Here is an 18294-nt window from a genome sequence, read left to right as displayed (position 1 = left end):
ATTTTCGCCTTTGTGTTGGGCTTCATCAGCGGTCTGCTGAGTGGTGCCACAAACACCGACCAGAGTGTGCTGTCTACCATTTATCAACTTGCCGTTTTCCTGCCGAGTCTTGCAGTTGGCGTGCGTCGGATGCATGACACAGAGCATAGCGGCTGGTGGTTGCTCGTCCCCATCGTGAACCTTGTCTTCGCCGTGACGCCGGGTACAACGGGTGAAAATAAGTTCGGTCCTGATCCCAACCGCTCTGCCAGCGGGTCGATTGGGTAGCTTTGGTTCAGGAAATCTTTAGTATCACAGCTCAGAATGACGTTCCCGTAACAAACGGACCATAAACCAACGGTAAGGATCGGTTGAACTGCTTTTGAAGCGCCTGACCGTGATGTCGGAATCCAAAAGTACCTGTCCCTTGGTGTGGTGACTGTTTGAAAAACAAATTGACGACAGGAGTGATGGCTGCAGCACTCGGTAGGCTTGAAAAGAGCAAGCAATCACAGCATAGCTTCAGCCTTAACGTTGGTTTTGGTCTAAAGGCTACGGGAACGCCTTCAAGCAAAAAGACTCGGCAACATCAGTATTTTAAGCCTTAGTTTATTGCTTGGGTGAGTTGCTCAAAGCGCAACGGGGCAAGGAGGGGGAAAGGGAAAGGGGCGGCAGCGTAAGGGTTTGAGCGCTTGTGCCCGTTGACAGTAGGTCTAGAGGGGGAAGCGCTAGCTGATTGTTAGCCCTGCTTATCAATCGGCACCTTAGAACTAACAGAGACACAGCGAACCCGGTCAGAGCGATCGGTTTTTTGCCTTATAAACCGTAAGCCGATCATGCTGCTGCTGGCTGTCAGGTGACACGAGAATTTTCAGGCTTTGCATTCTCCCCAGTATTCGGGATCTACCTATTCAAGGTATTTTTGCTCGGCTGGTTGGATAACTAACGATAAAGCTAACCGGACAGCAGTCATCTTTGCAACTAAACAAACAACCTATGCTTTGTTCCGGTTCAGCGTATGGTTAGGCATGGGCACCACAGCTAACTTGTGGAACTCACGGACTAATGTCGGCAACTCGCTGGGGCAGAATGGCACCCTAAACTTAAGGTCTGACCAATATGGATCACCAGATCCGGTGTGAAACCAGTACCCAACTTGCCCCACTGCTGCCATATGCCCAATTTGGGGTGTAATCAGGATACGTGTTTTTTAGTGCCACCAACTCTTGTAACCAATACCTATCAAGGCTTTTAGAAATTACCTATTTTCTATATGAACCCCGTAAGGAAGGAACGTAAAATCAGGTGTTTCCAGCTTTCGTGGCACTAAATTGCAGCTATCCTAATTGCACCCCTACTTGACCATCGAGGAACAGCAGCGGGAGAATCAGGGTTTCAAGCATCGCGGTCATCCGTACAGGTGGCTTGTGACGCTCAAACTGACCCTTCTAAAACATCCTCTTATGCAACTTACAGATTTTTTATGCCAAACCAATCATTTGTTTACAATTTACTTCTGCTACAACTAAATTTTGAGTATTATTCCCGAACCTGCTTAGCCTTTCAACCTTTTTGCATGTATAGGTAGGGGTTGCAGAATAGTTAAAATAAGCTACTTAAACTTTATTAACAAGCAAGATAGGCGATCGCGGCTTCAAGAGCGATCGTATCAGTGTTCTCATTGATTGAGTTAATGCTCGGCGTTTTAATCAGCGTCGTCAGAAATAAACGAAAGATCAACAAGGTATTTTTTAGGATTATCTTTCTCGATGAAGACGGTAATGTGCTTGCTCTTAATGTAGCCCATCGGGTTGTACCATAAGTTGTCGCTCTCGAAGATGTGTATTTCCGAAGTAGACGGGTTCTTCCACTGCGTTACGACCTGGAAAGGATGCTGGTGATTAGCTGAACGCATGGTGTTGATCTTTATACACTTGAATTCAGTTTCGATGCGGGTTCCTTGCTGCTTAAAATATTTTTCTTTACGTCCTTTACATCCTTTGAGCATGGATCCAATGAGGATTGTAGCGCCAAATATAGAGAAGCTGCTGCCCAAAAGGCCCCACAAGATCGAACCGCCCCGCAGCAAAAGAAAGCTATTAATTTCTGCTATCTGAGGCGCATCTGGTCGATAAAGCACCTCTACCGTTTGCCCCGTTGAGTAGCCTGGCCTTTTAGAGGTTGACGACGAGGAGGTAAACTCAATTTCTTTACCTTGTTGAGTCCTAAAGCGCACGACTGGTTGATAGGTCGTTGAGCCATCCCAGTAAGACCGTACCACCTCTGTGACTGTTCCTTCTGCTTGTACAGCATCTTTGAGGAATGCATTAGTATTTGTGTACAGAAGGATAGCGCCCGCCAGCATACAAATGCCAAGTGCCAAAAACGAATATCCAGCTACTTTAACTATGCCTAGTGGTTTCATCGGTTAACCTAAACGGCGGGTGATTCAGTGCAATGGTTGGAAACTCGTGTCGGCTCCAGCGAAGCTACGGCTGTACTAGTAAGTGAATTTAGTGTGCCCAACGGGTGCCATTTATTACTAGGCAGAAAACGATTTAGGGATGATGTTTCTTTTACAAAGCACTCTGCTGAGAGGACGAGCAGGGCTGTTTGCGTATAGCTTCAGAAGCTAGTAGTTAAGAGGATGTTTCAAAAGTGATGGGAAGCTAAACTTTATGCCAAACGCCTGACCATGATCCGAACCATCGCTAGATAGATCAGCGCTTCAGAGTTTTCTGGCAATCGCTCATAGTCTCTGACTAATCGACGACATCCCATCCACCAACCGAAGGTCCGTTCAACGACCCAGCGTTTTTTGAGCACCACGAATCCTTGGGTCTGCTCAGCTCGACTTTATCCATTTTGAAAGAGGAAAGGTAGCAGAATCAGGAAAGCGTTGTCTGGTTTCTCCTGATGCACTTGCTACCAAAAGAATTAGTACCGTGGATCGTGGCCTTTGCCCCGTTATTTTCTAAACCGGTTTGGCAATCGTCGCTCGTCCTACTGGTAGGCCAAAAGGTAGCGAGGTTGCAACGAAACGCCACGAGATCGCTGTAATATCTGAGCAGCAAAGGATGCAGCAAAAAAAAGTTTAAGAATCGAAACTTACCCGTAAATGATAGCTGAACTGCTGACAAAACTTACGACAGAATGGGCTTTTCACGCCTTTTTCGCCTAGAAACTTGCCCATAAATGGCTGTTTTTCGGCATGATTTAGCTAAATTACAAAAATTTTGCTGGAATCCTTATCTGGTAAAGGTTTTAAGCTCCACGTGACGTTTGGATGCAGCTTCGCTACCTTTGCCCCTCGTAGTATTTTGGACCCTTATCTTCACTCGCTTGTATAGTTGCTCAGAGCGCAACGGGGCAAGGGGATGGAAGAGAGGAAGGGCTGCTGTGTAAGGTTTTGAGCGATTGTGCCAGTTGGCGGTTAGTCCAACAGAGGAAGCGCTAGTTGATTGTTAGCCATGCTTATCAATGGCACCTTAGAACTAACAGAGACATAATTAACTCGGTCAGAGCGATCAGTTTTTTTGCCTTATAAACCGTAAGCCGATCATGCTGCTGCTGGCTGTCAGGTGACACGAGGATTTTCAGACATAACATTGCTGTTCAGCGGCTACCGAAGACTTGCACCATAACACCAACCAACTTTGTAGTCCGCTGCAACGGCGTTGTTCTGCCGCGCTTGGAGCGAGAGCTTTAACCACTCCAAACGATACCACAGACACATCTTGTCAAGTATCACTTGACAATCCGCCTAGTCAGGATGTAAAGTATTACTTGACAGTGAACAGGCAGCCCCATGAAAAATCGACTGAAAGAACTTCGACAACTGCATCAATGGTCACAATCTGACCTTGCTAGAGAGTTAGGAGTCAGTCGTCAGGCGGTGAATGGGTTTGAGTCAGGTAAATTTGACCCCAGCCTAGATATGGCATTCAAAATTGCCAACCTGTTTCAAGTCGCAATCGAAGACGTTTTCATTTACGAGGCAAAGCACTCTATGCAGACACTAGTTGAGCGGGTTAAAAATTTCTTTGGCTTTGAGTTTGGATTCGAGCGGTTTACGGAAAAGGCAATCAACGCACTCAATTTTGCTCGCAATGAGGCGACACGATCGCAGAACTCGCAAGTTGAACCCGAACACCTCCTGGCTGGCTTGTTGGCTGATTCAACCACCACTTCTGCTCGTTTACTTCGAGCCAACGGTGTGACGTTGGATATCGAAACCAATGAGCATTCGTTTGAATCTCGTGAGAATTTAGAGTTCAGTCCACAAAGTAAGTTCGTTCTAGAGCTTGCCTTGCAAATTGTTCGGCTTCAGGGTAAGAAGTCGATTGGAACGGAGCATCTCTTGTGGGGAGTAGTCCGACTCGCTGAAACAGACAAAGCTACTTTGAGCGAACTGTTTCAACGTTACGAAATTGATGCCGTAGCCTTGAATAATCAGCTCACAGAAACAGTTTAATTCAGACTAAAGGACGACTCAAACCACCCTACACCTGCTAGATCTTCAAGATCTCGGTAGGTGCTTTTTTATACATCTCACCAGTAAGCCTCAAATCACTGTCATCACACGAAACGCGAGCGGCAGAACTATTAATGGACGGAAACTTTCCGCCTAAGATCCCAAATTGGATGGATAGGCGGAAAGTTTCTGCCTATCCCTCCTAGCTTACTGGACTAGAACTGGCATAAATCACCGTTCGGTTATAGTCTGCAACCCCGATGCTCTTGTTTCTGTTAGCTCCTATGCCTAAGCTAGGATGCCGGTTCTATCGTTGGTTAGTTGCGGGTGATGCAACGGTGCAAGCCCCAGCCAGCGATTGAATCAAGTGAGCAGTGGTGCTGTTGCTGACTATGATGGACCGGCGGGCGCATTTGAACAGAAAGTTACGGTTTTGGCTGGAATCTCCACTCCACAAGGTTTTCACTTCCCGTAAAGGCAATAGCTAGAAAAACGACCGTTTTCTTTGTGTCGCGCTTTTTGCCGTCATGAGGTCTTGATCAGCACAAGAAAACTCATCAAAAAATCAAAATCAGGTTACATGGTCAGTTCTAAGTTTTCTGATACAGCGAAACCGTAACTTTTTGCATAGATGCGCCTGCTGGTCCATGATGGCACCAAGCAAACAAGAGCGTGAGCCATGGTCAGCGCTGCTTGCAGACTTCAATTGGTTTTAGTCTCATGGCTACGGGAACGCCAGGTATGGCAGTATACTACTGCCAGTCAAGTTCAGGACACTGGTCTCCCGCCGCCGCTCCGGTACCAGCTACCCAGGGACGGTGTGCAGCCACTTGGCACGGGAAGTGGCGCCCGTGCTGTGAACACAGTGCTTCACTGCCGGATCTTCCCTGATCGGCGGCGACCCTTTGTTCTCGCTAGGCTGCAACGCCCGCGTTACCCTTGCAGGTGGAGCGCCACGAGCGCCGCCGAAAACACCATGAATCGAGCGCCGCTTCACGTCTGGGTTTTGATTGGTAGTCTTTTGAGTGCCTGGCTTGGGACCGCACCGCTCCTCGCACAAGTGGTGCCTGATGCCACGCTGCCGCTGGGAGAGCGCTCGCAAGTGTCTGGCACTGCCGCTGTGCAAATTGACGGTGGGGCAAGCAGGGGTGGTAATTTGTTCCACAGCTTCAGCCAGTTCTCGATTCTCACAGGTGGCTCTGCTTCTTTCAACAATGCCACTAATGTGCAAAATATCTTTAGCCGCGTTACAGGTGGATCAGTCTCGAATATTGATGGCTTGATTCGAGCCAACGGGACGGCAAATCTGTTTTTGCTCAATCCCAATGGCATTCTGTTTGGACCGAATGCGTCCCTCAATATTGGCGGTTCCTTTGTGGCGACGACTGCAAATAGCATCAATTTTGCCGACAATTTTCAGTACAGCGCAACTAGCCCTCAAACCACACCGCTCTTGACAGTCAGTGTTCCGGTTGGCTTGCAGATGGGAGCCAATCCGGGGCGCATTGCGCTGCAGGGGAATGGCTACGCTTTATCGGTTGCAGTGCCTATTTTTTCTCCTGTTGTCAGAGGTCGTAGTACAGCAGAGTTGCGGGTGCCAATCGGTCAGACCCTCGCTTTGATTGGAGGGGATATAGACATTGATGGAGGCACACTGACGGCAGAGCAAGGACGCATTGAATTGGGGAGCGTTCGTGGTTGGCAAGTGAGCCTTAGTGATGGTTTTACCTTTAGCTATCCAGGAGCACAAAGCTTTGGGAATGTTCGTCTAGCGCGACAGACCTTAGCCGATGCGAGTGGGGGCGGTTCAATTCAGGTGCAGGGAAACCAGGTATCCCTGGTGGATGGCTCACTGCTGTTGATTCAAAACCAAGGCAATCAGGCAGGCGGGAGCATCAATGTGAATGCTGCCCAGTCTTTAGGAGTGAATGGCACTGATCCACAGGCGAGCATTAACAGCGGCTTGACTAGTGAAACTGTGGGCGTTGGACGTGGAGCAGATGTGACAGTTTCAACTCAGCAGTTGGCGGTACAAAGTGGGGCAGGAATCCTTGCCCGCTCCTACAGTGCTGCCGAAACAGGGAGTGTGACCGTGAATGCTTCTAATTCTGTGCAAGTAAGTGGATTTTCGTTGATTAATCCTAGTTTTTTCAGCAATATCTCTACAGTCGCTTTTAATTCTGGACCGGGGGGAACAGTAACGGTATCAACTAGGCGATTAAATGTTCTAGATGGCGGCACCGTAGCCTCTCCTACTAATGGGACTGGCAAGGGTGGAACTGTGACGGTGAATGCAACTGAAGCAGTGGAAATAATGGGAGGGTCACCTCTTTTCAATCCAAGTTCTGTGACCTCTGCTGCCGCCATTGCTGGTGATGCTGGAGCCGTAACGATCAACACAGCGAGGCTGGTGATTAAGAACGGCGGCACTGCCAGTTCTGCTACTCTCTCAACTGGTAACGCAGGTAATCTCACCGTCAATGCCAGTGAATCGGTTGAGGTCAGTGGTACACTGCCTGGCAATCCTTTTCCCAGTTCTGTGAGTTCGTCTGCCCCAATCCTGTCTGAAGCGGCACGACAAGCTTATAAACTGCCTGAAAGACCAAGCGGCAATTCAGGCAGTGTGACCATCAACACCCCTCGTTTAAGTGTCAGCGATGGGGCAAACGTCACGGTGAGCAATGATGGCACCGGGAGTGCTGGCACACTGAGAGTGAACGCCAACTTAATTTCTCTTGATCGAGGTGGTTCAATGACTGCGGCTACCGTGTCAGGGGTAGGGGGCAACATCGACCTCAACGTGCGAGATTTTGTGCTGCTGCGAAACAATAGCCAAATCACAACCTCGGCGGGCGGCAATGGTGGCAACATTGGGATTAATGCCGGGTCGATCATCGCTGTATCCACTGAAAATAGTGACATCCGCGCCAACTCAGTCAACGCTCGTGGCGGTAATGTCACTGTGAACGCTTTTGGTATCTTTGGCATTCAGTTTCGCCCACAAGACACCCCGTTAAGCGACTTCACCGCCACTGGAGCCAATTCTGCTCAAAGCGGCACGGTGCGACTCAACCTCGATCAGTTTGACCCTACCTCAGGTTTAGTCCAGTTGCCCTCAGGCCTGGTTGACTCATCTCAGTTAATCGTTCAGGGTTGTCCTGCTGATCGCGGCGATTCCTTTGTCATCACGGGTCGGGGAGGCTTACCGCCCACTCCCGATCAAGAACTCGATGATGCAGCTGAATGGCAAGACCGCAGCATCCTCACGGTGGCTCAGCAGCGGCACGAGAGCGGAGCCAGGAAGCTCCCCCTAGATAACAGTGCAGCAGCCTCACGCCCCAGAGTTGTCCCCCCGAACTCGATTACTGCTCCTGCCATCATTGAAGCGACAGGCTGGCAGCAGACAGCCACTGGAGACGTGCTTTTGGTTGCGAATACGTCTGGCCCCACGGTACAGCATCGGTTGGCGCCACCATTGACTTGCCAGGGACGGTCGTCAGCTACTGCCAGTCCCACGCCCTGACTGCTTGTGTGCTTAGTGCCAGCCTGAGCCAGAGCAAACTTCCAGAGGCGCTCGCCTTGGTTAGTTGCACCCCGGCGCAGCAGTGCAAGTGCGCCGGCAGTCTGCATAGTTGCGGGTTGAGCAACGGTGCAACGACAGCATCGGGGTTGCAGGCGTTGCAAACAGGCTAAAGCGCCTCTGTACTACCCACTTTTGCTTCAACTTAGTCCAAGTTTAGTCCAAGGTCACTAGTACACCCCTTAAAAACGGTTTCGGTACGACCGCCAATGACCTTTCTTTCATGTGGCGATCGCGGTCGGCTCCCGGTGCATGATTGTCTTTTGGTCGAGACAGCCTAACAGCCACAGGCGCTCGCCGCACTGCTGAGGCTTCAGCGCCCTTTTCGACGCCATGCCCTGGCACCACTGACTCGCTGGCAAGTTATATAATTGCCTCTGGTAGCCGCTTCGCTTCAAGGGGACTGACATGGAACCACCAAACAGACCCAACAACGTTGATCCGCTGCTGTTTCGCTACGTCGCCACGGCTGAAGAGAGCAACCAACCGTCGATCAACGTGGTGCTCAGTGTGCAGGGCGCACTCATCGGCGGGCAGATCATCAGCGCGGCGCTTTATGCTGAGGCGCTGAAACCTGGCGCTGACGTAAAAGATGCTGCCACGGTGTTTGCGCTGCTGCAGCAAGACATCCTCGCTGAAAGAGGACGGTACATTCACCTGCAAAACCCCTGGGTGGTTTCGGTTGCGGGTCAGATTCCCTTTAATCCTGGGTCCGTCTGGCGGTGCCGGTTAGACGCGGTCGACGGCTTCTTCTTGGGACCGGTCCGGTAGAGACCGGTTGAACCTGCCAAGGCTCATACTTGCACCAGTGCTTAAGAAGACGAGCGCCTGGGGTGTGCGTTGCGATCCGTTAAGGGGGTGTAAGTCTAAAACTCGGAAATTTCCGTTAGCCCCAATCCAGCCCTGCTACGAGCGCATCCCGGTCGATCACCTGCCTAGTGCTGTGGAAGGTGTAGTCCCCGTGCCGATGGCTGTGTCGCCAAGCCGTTGGTGAGAGCGGCTTGATGCTGAACAGGGCTTTCGCCTTCCCACTGACCGCGTACTCCGGATAGAGACGCTTTAGAGTTGATCGCGCTCCAGGTCATAAATTGCCTTCTCCCATAACGGGGTTAAGTTAAACTCAGCGGAGCAGTCACCCACTCCGCTGAGTTTAACTTAACCCCTAGATGTTCCGACTGTCGCAGACCTCAAAAGTCGATTCTTGATTAAAAAATTCCTACATTGCACTTGTATGTTGAGAGAGTGTGGTAGACCGATTTGCACTGGGTTGTTAGAAGCCGAGCAGAAGCTTGGGTCGCCACACACCTTAGCAACAGAACTCGAACAATCGCCTGGAACTCGATTCCGTATCGTGCAAGTTTGAGTCTTGCAAGGGTGCTGTTTACTGTCAAAAACCATGAATCAGATAGTGCACTGGGTCGGTATCGATGTCTCTAAAGCCCAGCTCGATGGTCACATTCGACCAACAGCGGCAGCGTTTCAAGTCTCCAACACCGAAGCAGGCATTGCCACTCTAGTGCAACGCTTGCAGCAGCTACAACCCGTCTTAGTTGTGATGGAAGCCACTGGAGGACTAGAGACCCCTGCTGCGGCTGCCTTGGGTGCGGCTCAAATTCCCGTAGCTGTGGTCAATCCTCGCCAAGCGCGAGACTTTGCCAAAGCCACCGGGAAACTCGCTAAGACTGATGCAATCGATGCTCAGGTACTGGCGCATTTTGCCGAAGCGGTCCAACCTGAAGTGCGTCCGATCGCAAATGAAGAATCGCAACAATTAGCAGAATTAGTGACCCGCCGCCGCCAAATTGTTGAGATGCTCACTGCCGAAAAGAATCGGTTAGGCACGGTTCGGAGTGCCATGCAGCAAGAAATTGAAGCCCACATTGCTTGGCTAGAGGACCGACTAGAAGCACTCGAAGCCCAACTCAAGCAAAGCATTGAGCAAAGCTCGTTGTGGCTAGCGCGAGTTAACTTACTGCAAAGTGTGCCAGGAGTCGGCGCTGTGCTTTCGAGCACCTTACTGGTGAACTTGCCGGAACTAGGTACGCTGACACACAAGCAGATTAGTAGTCTCGTTGGGGTGGCACCGCTGAACCGAGACAGCGGCAAGAAACGTGGGCAACGAATGATTTGGGGTGGGCGGGCACAAGTGCGAGCGGCACTGTACATGGCGACGTTAGCCTCAACACGCTATAGCCCCATCATCAAGACCTTCTATGAGCGCCTGTGTGCCAAGGGCAAGTTAAAGAAGGTCGCTTTGACCGCCTGCATGCACAAGTTGTTGATTATCCTGAATGCTATGGCGAAAACTGGAGTGCCTTGGCGTCCAGATGTGGCGGAAAAAGCTTGACTTTCAACACAATCGCTTCTGCGGCGCGAGGCAGTTAACCGAGTGCCCTCAGCAAAGGTTTAAGGGCGCTATCCAAGCAGCAGCGCTCGCCTTCGCCCAGACCCCAGCTACCAGGATTTTGAAGCGATGATGATGGAACGGGGCATTGAGGTAGACCATTTCCCACTTCATAGCAGGGTCGTCTCGGTCTCCCAGAGAGGTTTTCAGCATCAGCAAGAAAAGGAACGGTTTCTTGCCTGCCGTCAGTTGCAGTTAATCCTGGCTGAGCAATGCCTTGAGTGCAAGTTTGGCGATTTATGATTGCAGGTCGTTACCGCTACCGGTGACAAGAGAACTCTAGCTCCTTGCGATGAGCGGCAAGATTCTCTGGGCGGTAATCAAGGCGGGCGCACCAGCGTTGTTGCACACTTTCATGCAGTTGAACCTCTGGCGCAATCGTGCGGAGCCTCGTTCCAGTGAGTCGGTAGAAGCCTGGATCGTTATTAAAATCGCTGGTTGGGTTGATGTTCTCCTCGATCCGGGTCAGGTTGAATGCCAGCTTCAGTCCAATCCGATTGACCTCATCGATCATCCATTTGAGTGCTCCGTCTGATAGCCCCCGATTTGTCGCTGTGCCGCCGCCAACGCAGCCGTGCCCACCCAGAAACCAAACTTGACTCAGTTCCTGGGAGACTGAAGCTTCACGTTTTTCCATCGGGCTAACATCAAAGGTTTTGCGATTTCATCGATCGCAATCGCGTGTAGGGCTTTCTGAATCAGCGGACTCAGTTTGACGTTATGAAATTGATATCTCGCATTGATCGCCTGGTTCAACGGGGAAAAGGGCAGCAGATCGGGAATGCCCAAAGCTCCCACTGTATCCCAACACCCCAACAGCGTGATTGGAACCCTTTGGCTCTCTTTTTTGTGCAAGAACTCATCTGCCGCTTGATGGCGCTGAGCGTCATGAGAAAGGCGGTAAATTTCGTAAGCGGTATCAGCATGGCAAATGTTGAACCGGGATAATAAACCGGCACAATGAATCAGACCGCCCAGACTCCGAACGGTGTAAGCGCCTCGGCTGAAGCCAAACAGATAGATTTCATCGCCCGACTCATAGTTGAGGCACAGGAAGCGGTAAGCATTTTTGATATTGGCATCAATTCCCCAGCCAAACGCACCCCCTGGCAGTTTGTCATACCACTGGGTGCCCAAGCCTTCTTCGTAGAAGATCAGTTGAGGGGTGCCATCACTGGCGACTGGTTCAACTGCTTGGGCAATCTTGACCACGTTCGTAGGGCAGGAAGCGGCTAAATTATTCCAGGTGCCGTCGCAGCAAATGACAAGACGTTTCATGGTTTAAGTTCTCCTTGGCAGGCATCGGGGCGGAACAGTCGAGAACTTCAGAAGGTGTCAGCTTGTCAGCATTGAAAGCAGCTTCCTTGGAAGCTGCTTAGGGTCGACAACAAAATTCAGCCTGGTTCTCGGTTGGCGCTGCGGCTCGCTCAAGCGACACCAGCGGCTCCTTTGGTAGTATGCCCTTTGCTCTAGAAGCTCTGCCTGGAAAGAGATTAAAAAAAGAATAATCCGTTGTCCTAAAACAGCTCTGCTGCTGCGCTTGGCAATTAACCAAGACACTTTGACAGCTCCACCACTCCAGGTGGAGCTGTCAAAGCCCGAAAAGCTACAAGTGCAGCTGCAACCGCAGTGCTACCAGAGCTTAGGGCATTTCCTGGTCAAAGGGGAGTACCAGCTGGTCTTGTCCCGCTAAGCGTTGACGTTTCTGCGCTTTTTCGACCTGCCGTCTTGCTTCTACCTGCTTTAACACCTGTTTGATATAGGCAATCCCCTCTGCTTGAGTCATATTTCTGGTCTCCGACTGACTCAAATCCCCGATAGGAGCGCTATTACACCCAATCGTTCCTGTCTCCACGCATTCCAAAGTGCTAGAAACCCCTTCAGGCAGCGTCTTACACCCACTCTCACCCAATAAGTTTGTGTGACTGGTGGCGCCAGATGCCGCCCACGAGCAATCTGGCGCCACATCACTCTGAAGCACGTCGATTGTTGCGTTTTGTAAATGTCTGGGATGCCAGAGATCGCGATGCCGATAGAGCGTGGCACCACTCAGCCTATAGGGGATGAGCGCATCGAAGCGTTCGGTAATGCCTGATGGTAGTGCTTCTCTCTCTAGAAGGTCAGCAACGGCTTGTTGAATGCGTGCTCTGGCCTCGGCTTGCTGTTGTTGGTTCCAACTGGGTTCTGACTCGTCAGGATGATCAGGACTTAACTCAATCGGTCGTTTGTCGGTGCCGTAGTGGAAGTAGTGGCTCTGTTCAATGGCTAGCCTCCAGTCCTGAGCGCGTTTCTCGACCTCTTGCTGATGCTGGCACCAGTCGTGATAGCCAGGCAGGTTTTGGGCGATCGTGACGATATCGTGCACTAAGGCGTTGCCTTCTAAGGGTTTCTCGGTATAAAGGACATGCCCAAAGATGTAAGAACGCATGGCAATGCGTCCGAGTAACCGATTAGTTTGTCCGGGACCGGTCCAACCCTGCTCAATTTCGGCATTGAGGTCATTCAAGAACTTATCGGCTTTACCCGTGACGCGGAACTGTCGCCGTCGCGCGGCTTTCAGAATCCGCTCCATGGCTTTGGTGTCGAGGCTGTTGCGCTGCTGGGCAAACTGCCAGTGTTGCACAAAGGTCTCCTGATTGCCCCAGAGCATTTGCAGGTCTTGATTCAGGAGATACGACCCCGCTTGCATCGGCAGACGATGACCGTTGTAGAGACTGTGCTCGCCACTGGTAACGTAGGCCTTGCAGTTGGGAAAGACTTCGAGCTGACCGGGTGCCAGTTTGAAGCCACTGTTTTCGAGCAGTGTGGAGACGGCCAGGGCGATCGCCCATGTCTTCTGCTCCGTGTCAAAGGGGAAGTAGAGATGCAGACCGCCGCTGTAACTGGACGTGCAGCGGACGGCTTGCACCAGTCCTAAGGCTTCTAAGGCGGCGACCAGCCGTCGCCAGGCGAAGCGATCGCGCGTGGGGTGGTAGACACTGCCCTTATCTATATCGAGGACACAGTAGCGAGTGATGGGACCAAAGCGGACACCATAGAGCATCGCTCCCTGTTGAAGCAGGCGATCTGAGAGGGGATGACGGCTCTCGGTTTGCCACTCGGGTCGTTCGTCAGGGTTGGGATGCTCGGCCCAGAGATAGTCATAGCGGTGGGGCCAGAGCGCGAGGAAGGGATCATCGCCTTCCTGCACGGAGGGAAAGGTACGGGAGGGGGCTAACGACATGGGCTGCCCTCCCTCAAGACACAAAAAATTCGATGCACAATGCAACTCCCTATAGCTGGACTAACAGCAGATAGGCAGCCATGCCAAAACGAGAGCAATTTGTCAAAACGGTTGCACCTTTTGACAAATTGCCACTAAAATTGGCATAGCAAAGCTAGTGACCTAATACCTCGCTCGTCCAAAGCTCTGATTAGCGTCCCTGCTCCTATCTTTCAATTGAATAAAAAGCCTTCTGACCCCTTCTGTTTGGCCGCAGTGGGGGTTTTTGGCTTCTAGGGTTGCCTAGAACATGACGGTCACTCCTCTCGCTTCAAACGTGGAAACTTGTGATTCACCAGTCGCTCTTGCTGTGGTGAGAGCTTTGCTGTGGTGAAGTATCAATCATCTAACCGCAGATCCTGGCTGCTGGCAAAGTTTTTCAGAAACTGCCACTGCGGTACTGTCAATCGACCTCTTGGTCTTAGGTGCTGGTTGGAGGTTGGCCATGCCTACACCTGTCCCCGCAGAATTTGCTCCATCTTGATCAGTAGCTGATATTAAAACTTCTAAACCGTTGATGAGGGATAGGAGGTGCTGTGACTGTTTGTCATCTAAAGACATAACTACCCATCACCCCGTTTTCTGTTTAGATTGCGTTTTTTCCTGTAACCACTGCTGAATCAGCTCAACGGCTTTTTCTGACATGGAAATACCGTCTAGGACGCATTCAGATTTGAACTTAGTTCTCACATCCTCAGGCATAAAGATTCGTAGACTCACTGTCTTGTCCTCATTGCTTTCGGTCACATCAAAACTTGCCTCAAATCTGGCTTCATTATGAGCCAGCTTGGGGCAAATGACATGTTTTGATCATTTAGATTGTTTGACATATGCATTATATGCTAATTATGCTATTTTGCATACTAGGCATACGGGTTTTACGTGAAACTCCTGCGACAACGCTACGAAGTTCATAGTGATGCCCCCTATGAAGCTCTATGACGACGCTATGAAACCCCTATGAAGCGGAGAAAAGCAATGGAACGCAGGCATACCTTACGGTCGATCGCGGCAGCCACTGATCGTGACAAACGCACAGTACAGAGCTGGTTTAGAAAAGCCAATGATAATTCTCGGAACGAAGTGGGAGCCCTGATCGATGGTGTCCGGTACTTTTCGGATGACGAGCGCAATCAGCTCTTGGCTTACATGGGCGAAAAGCCCAGAGTTGGTGAAGGCGCTCCTGCCGTTCCTACTGTCACCGTTGAGATTGGTAACCATCAGGTCGTCCTGTCTCAGCCAGAGCTGCCACAGACCTACAGTCTGGAACACTCCGGCAAGGCGAAGTCGTGGCGTTTGATGACCCGTTAGCGATCGCCGCCCAGTTTCTGCAAACTGCCGATGTCTTGACCGAGGAAATGCAACGCGACATTCGAGTGCGTGAGCAAAAGTTGCAACAGACCCAGCAAGCGAAGGCTGCGATCGCCGAGAAAGCCACCGAATTCAAGCTGGAAGCGCGTCTTTACCGCGAACGGACCGAGATGCTGACCACAGCCCAAAGTCAGGAAACGCAGAGCTTGCAGCACTCTCTCAACACGCTGCAAACCCTGGGAAAGCCTCCAGCAGAGGCCTGACACGCCTGCTGCTCTCGCTCATGCTCATGGTGCTTGCCTAGGCGCTCTTGCGAGCCTCTACACCCACTACACCTGACCCATCCATGACAGAAGCCAGTGTCAACCGCTCAAAGTAGACCACTGGCTCTGTACCCCCACCCTTTACGAACAGGAGCTATCCCATCATGACTGATGTGATGCAGGAAATTGCCGCTAGAGCCAGCGCGAACCCTGCCTACACTCAACCGATCTGCATCCCCCGATCGCAGCCGCCCCAACTGAGTCAGTGGCACCGCGTTTGCCGCCTGCTGACTGTGTTCATTTGGGGTGTCACCGCTGGGGTGCTGTTGCAGACGGCGCTGCAACATTACTTCCCCAAGTCTTACGCGCCGACCACTGCACAGAGGGCAAGCCAATGAATCCCACACTGACTCAAATCGTTGAACATCCTGAGTTCGGTTACATCCTGGCGCAAGCGGTAGCTTTCGCTGCGATGGGTACCAATGACAAAACTGTGAACGGCTTCAGGAAGTCCAACAAGCTCATTGAAGGTGAACACTTTGTGCGTGTACCTCAACGTGCCGGGATGCCTAAAATTCATTGGACGGTGACTGGGTTGCAAGCGCTGGCGATCGCACTGGGGACTGACCGTGCCAAGTCCTTTGACTCAGACCTGACGCAGTGGCTGCAAGCGCATAAGACCGCCGCGCCCGACCGCATGGTACTGCAACATCAACCGCGTGGTGCTGTCCCTCTCATGCCAGCAGCAGCTGAGGCAGACTCTGAAACGGTCAGCCTTGAAGCCAAGCAGCCAACACCGCTCAACACCACCCACACGCCGCGTTCACAGGCAGCTCCTGAGCGCTACTCACTGGCAGAACTGGAAGCGCTGCGAGCGATCGCACAGTCTGAACGCGATGAGCAGATGTTGACCCTGCTCGATCAAGCCATCAGCACGATCGCAGCCAACCAGCCACAGAGCCAGTCCGTTGCACGTGTGGTGTATGTGCAGCCGCAAAAGACGATCAACTTCAGCTGGTATTGGCAGAGTGGTAGCCATAACAACAGCTCTGGCAGTGCCGAAGCTTTTGTTGGCTTGATCCTGGTCACGCTCACAGTTATCGGAGTGTGGTTGTTAGCCGCCGCAGTGGTGCAAAACAATCGTCCAGTCATGCAGCGATCAGAGCTAAACATGCCTTGGGAGGCGCACCGATGACTGATCACCCAACACCCAACGACTCACCGCCCGCTGGCACTCCCAAGATGGTGATCGAAGGCTTCAATCCGTTTGCGGATCCGACTCCCATCAAGCAAGTGGTGATCGACTCCAACGATCTGAGCCCGCTTGGAGAAGCCGAAAGCCTTTGGTTAAGGGCGTTAGCTTTCCCGCCTAGACCCGTTGATCTGACCTTGCAAGCCGTCTGCTGGGTAAGCAGCACTGGCTTTATCACCAGTGCGTTCAAGGCTGGTGTGGCGGCTGCGCTACCCGTCATCGGCATCGGTTTGCTGGTCATTGCCTTGCCATCTGCACTGGCGGGATTGTATGCCTTCACCACATTCCCACGGTTGCAACCGCTCATTATTTATCGATTGGTGTTGATAGCAATCGGTTACGTTATCGGGTTTTATCTATGAATGAGCTGCATCCCTCCCAGTTTGAGGAACGCGTCTACATTAACCGACAGGCTGCCCTTACCTCTTGGGGCATCGCTGCTGCTGCTGCCGGTTGCTTGGCACTGGGAGCCATCCCCGATCGCGCTCCAAGCTGGCGACTCCCCTTTACAGGTGTTGCCTGGGCGCTGACCCTGCTGGCCAAGCCACTGCGAAAAATCGTCATTGACTCGGAACGCCGCGCTAATGATGGGCGAGACATCAGCCAGAAGGCATGGCAGGATTGGCTACTCGCCAGCATGAAACCAACGGCACAAGCCACCTTCACTACAGCAGAGGTAGAGGTAGACGAACTCATTCCCTATGACTGGAGCCAGCTCAAAGCCGAATCAAACCACATCTTGCTGATGGGTCCCTCTGGCAGTGGCAAGGATACCAGCGCTCGGATGATCTCAACCATGTACGGGGATGACCATCAGATTCTGGTGATTGACTGCCACAACCTTAAGAACCCCTGGCAACCTTTGACGGTCGTTGACTCTACGATCGCCGCGTTTGCTCAGTTGGAGCTGCTGTTAGAGGAGTTGCGGCAACGCAAAGCCGAAGGGAAGAAGGGACTGCCAGAGCGCTCGCCGCTGCTTATCATCATCAATGAATGGCTGACCTGGCAGTGCAAGCTAAGTCGAGAAAGCTCGACATCTGTGATCGCTTCATTCGGGTCATGCTGTCTGAAGCCAGGAAGTACGGCATCATCTTTCTGTTCATGTCACAAGCTGAAAGCGCTGAAGCAATGGGGCTAGAAGGGTTTGCCGCGCTCAAGGATGCTTTTACAGCCATTCGTCTGGGTAAAGCCTGCAAGCGGTACATGAAGACAGCTTCAGACCGAGAACTGCGGGCTTATGTGATGGCGGATAAGGGCTGGACGTGCCTGGTGGATGACGAGCTGGCACGGCATCTCACCCATTACCATCACCCACGCTTTGGGCGCAATCTGCCGCCGATCCCAATCCCACCACTGCAATCGCTGCCGTTGACCATCGCCGTCGCTGTAGCGGTGGATGATGGCACCGATGAAGGGACTTATGAGGTGATGCGGCATGCAGCCGCTCATGTCAAGGCACGACCGCACCCAACCACCGCACCAGACCGCACCAGCACCGCACCCGATACCGCACCGAGGCACGACCGCACCGACGACCGCACCTGGTTAGAACGCTGTCTAAAAAGTGCTTTTGATCCGACCGCACCCAATACCGCACCGTTTGGCGATACCCCTTTAGAGGACTCTGATGGGGACCATGAGCCAGGGTGCGGTCAGGAAAATGACGAGATTGACGGACTGAATGATGAGTATGTCAGAGCACTACTGTTTCAGTGTCTGGCGGACGGCATCACCAATGAAGCGGAACAGGTCAAACAAATCTGGGGCAT

At 51.9% G+C, this 18294-nt stretch carries 17 protein-coding genes and 2 pseudogenes; 12 read left to right on the top strand and 7 right to left on the bottom strand.

Going from position 1 to position 18294, the window contains the following annotated elements; translation table 11 throughout:
• Positions 1-267, top strand: a 267-nt coding sequence (locus tag H6F76_RS28235; protein WP_190513375.1) for a DUF805 domain-containing protein, incomplete at its 5' end; no start/stop codon positions are given.
• Positions 268-1684: 1417 nt separating this feature from the next.
• On the opposite strand, the gene H6F76_RS28230 is transcribed toward H6F76_RS28235, so the two are convergent.
• Together H6F76_RS28230 and H6F76_RS28225 are read right to left on the bottom strand one after the other, a co-directional pair.
• On the bottom strand, positions 1685-2404 hold the full coding sequence (locus H6F76_RS28230; RefSeq protein WP_190513374.1) for a DUF3592 domain-containing protein: 720 nt from the start codon (positions 2402-2404) through the stop codon (positions 1685-1687).
• Positions 2405-2655: 251 nt separating this feature from the next.
• Positions 2656-2823, bottom strand: a pseudogene (locus H6F76_RS28225) (transposase); the annotation flags it as partial.
• Positions 2824-3787: 964 nt separating this feature from the next.
• Here H6F76_RS28225 and H6F76_RS28220 point away from each other — a divergent pair.
• From H6F76_RS28220 to H6F76_RS28210, 3 genes are all read left to right on the top strand, one after another.
• Complete coding sequence (locus H6F76_RS28220) at positions 3788-4453, top strand: helix-turn-helix transcriptional regulator (protein ID WP_190513373.1); 666 nt, start codon at positions 3788-3790, stop codon at positions 4451-4453.
• Positions 4454-5159: 706 nt separating this feature from the next.
• On the top strand, positions 5160-7976 hold the full coding sequence (locus H6F76_RS28215) for an S-layer family protein (protein WP_190513372.1): 2817 nt from the start codon (positions 5160-5162) through the stop codon (positions 7974-7976).
• Between the two features lie 465 nt (positions 7977-8441).
• Positions 8442-8804, top strand: a complete 363-nt coding sequence (locus H6F76_RS28210; RefSeq protein ID WP_190513371.1) for a hypothetical protein — start codon at positions 8442-8444, stop codon at positions 8802-8804.
• 164 nt (positions 8805-8968) lie between these two features.
• On the opposite strand, the gene H6F76_RS28205 is transcribed toward H6F76_RS28210, so the two are convergent.
• Positions 8969-9118 carry a hypothetical protein gene (locus H6F76_RS28205; protein WP_190513370.1) on the bottom strand — a complete coding sequence of 50 codons (150 nt, stop codon included), beginning with the start codon at positions 9116-9118 and terminating at the stop codon, positions 8969-8971.
• A gap of 311 nt (positions 9119-9429) precedes the next feature.
• On the opposite strand from H6F76_RS28205, the gene H6F76_RS28200 reads away from it, so the two are divergent.
• A complete protein-coding gene (locus tag H6F76_RS28200; protein WP_190513368.1) occupies positions 9430-10380 on the top strand; it encodes an IS110 family transposase in 951 nt (316 codons plus the stop codon).
• A gap of 48 nt (positions 10381-10428) precedes the next feature.
• Here H6F76_RS28200 and H6F76_RS28195 read toward each other — a convergent pair whose 3' ends face one another.
• The 4 genes and pseudogenes from H6F76_RS28195 to H6F76_RS28180 form a co-directional block, all read right to left on the bottom strand.
• Positions 10429-10590, bottom strand: a complete 162-nt coding sequence (locus H6F76_RS28195) for a hypothetical protein (protein WP_190513367.1) — start codon at positions 10588-10590, stop codon at positions 10429-10431.
• Positions 10591-10696: 106 nt separating this feature from the next.
• Positions 10697-11715: pseudogene (locus H6F76_RS28190) on the bottom strand (DUF2235 domain-containing protein).
• Between the two features lie 364 nt (positions 11716-12079).
• Positions 12080-13660, bottom strand: a complete 1581-nt coding sequence (locus H6F76_RS28185) for a hypothetical protein (RefSeq protein ID WP_190513365.1) — start codon at positions 13658-13660, stop codon at positions 12080-12082.
• A gap of 609 nt (positions 13661-14269) precedes the next feature.
• Positions 14270-14419, bottom strand: coding sequence for a hypothetical protein (locus tag H6F76_RS28180; RefSeq protein WP_190513362.1), 150 nt, complete (start codon positions 14417-14419; stop codon positions 14270-14272).
• A gap of 258 nt (positions 14420-14677) precedes the next feature.
• Between H6F76_RS28180 and H6F76_RS28175 the strand changes: the two genes are divergently transcribed.
• The 7 genes from H6F76_RS28175 to H6F76_RS28145 form a co-directional block, all read left to right on the top strand.
• The gene (locus H6F76_RS28175; RefSeq protein WP_206754421.1) at positions 14678-15010 is read left to right on the top strand and encodes a hypothetical protein; all 333 of its coding nucleotides are present in this window, start codon (positions 14678-14680) and stop codon (positions 15008-15010) included.
• Complete coding sequence (locus tag H6F76_RS28170; protein ID WP_190513358.1) at positions 14989-15273, top strand: hypothetical protein; 285 nt, start codon at positions 14989-14991, stop codon at positions 15271-15273. Before H6F76_RS28175 ends, H6F76_RS28170 begins: the two co-directional genes overlap by 22 nt.
• A 164-nt stretch (positions 15274-15437) precedes the next feature.
• Entirely contained in the window at positions 15438-15671 is a 234-nt protein-coding gene (locus H6F76_RS28165) for a hypothetical protein (protein ID WP_190513356.1), read from the top strand.
• Positions 15668-16468 (top strand): hypothetical protein, encoded by an 801-nt coding sequence (locus H6F76_RS28160; protein WP_190513354.1) that lies wholly within the window; start codon positions 15668-15670, stop codon positions 16466-16468. Before H6F76_RS28165 ends, H6F76_RS28160 begins: the two co-directional genes overlap by 4 nt.
• Positions 16465-16887: a hypothetical protein gene (locus H6F76_RS28155; RefSeq protein ID WP_190513351.1), complete on the top strand. Its 423-nt coding sequence runs from the start codon at positions 16465-16467 to the stop codon at positions 16885-16887. The genes H6F76_RS28160 and H6F76_RS28155 overlap by 4 nt, the downstream gene beginning before the upstream one ends.
• Positions 16884-17663 (top strand): ATP-binding protein, encoded by a 780-nt coding sequence (locus H6F76_RS28150; protein WP_190513349.1) that lies wholly within the window; start codon positions 16884-16886, stop codon positions 17661-17663. The genes H6F76_RS28155 and H6F76_RS28150 overlap by 4 nt, the downstream gene beginning before the upstream one ends.
• Positions 17627-18294 (top strand): hypothetical protein (locus H6F76_RS28145; protein WP_190513347.1); only part of this gene is annotated, 668 nt, incomplete at its 3' end. The genes H6F76_RS28150 and H6F76_RS28145, both read left to right, overlap by 37 nt.

The sequence above is a fragment of the Leptolyngbya sp. FACHB-321 genome (assembly GCF_014695975.1).
Classification (GTDB): domain Bacteria; phylum Cyanobacteriota; class Cyanobacteriia; order Leptolyngbyales; family Leptolyngbyaceae; genus Stenomitos.
The sequence above is the reverse complement of the archived record's forward strand: the minus strand, read 5'-3'. Positions and strand labels throughout refer to the sequence as shown.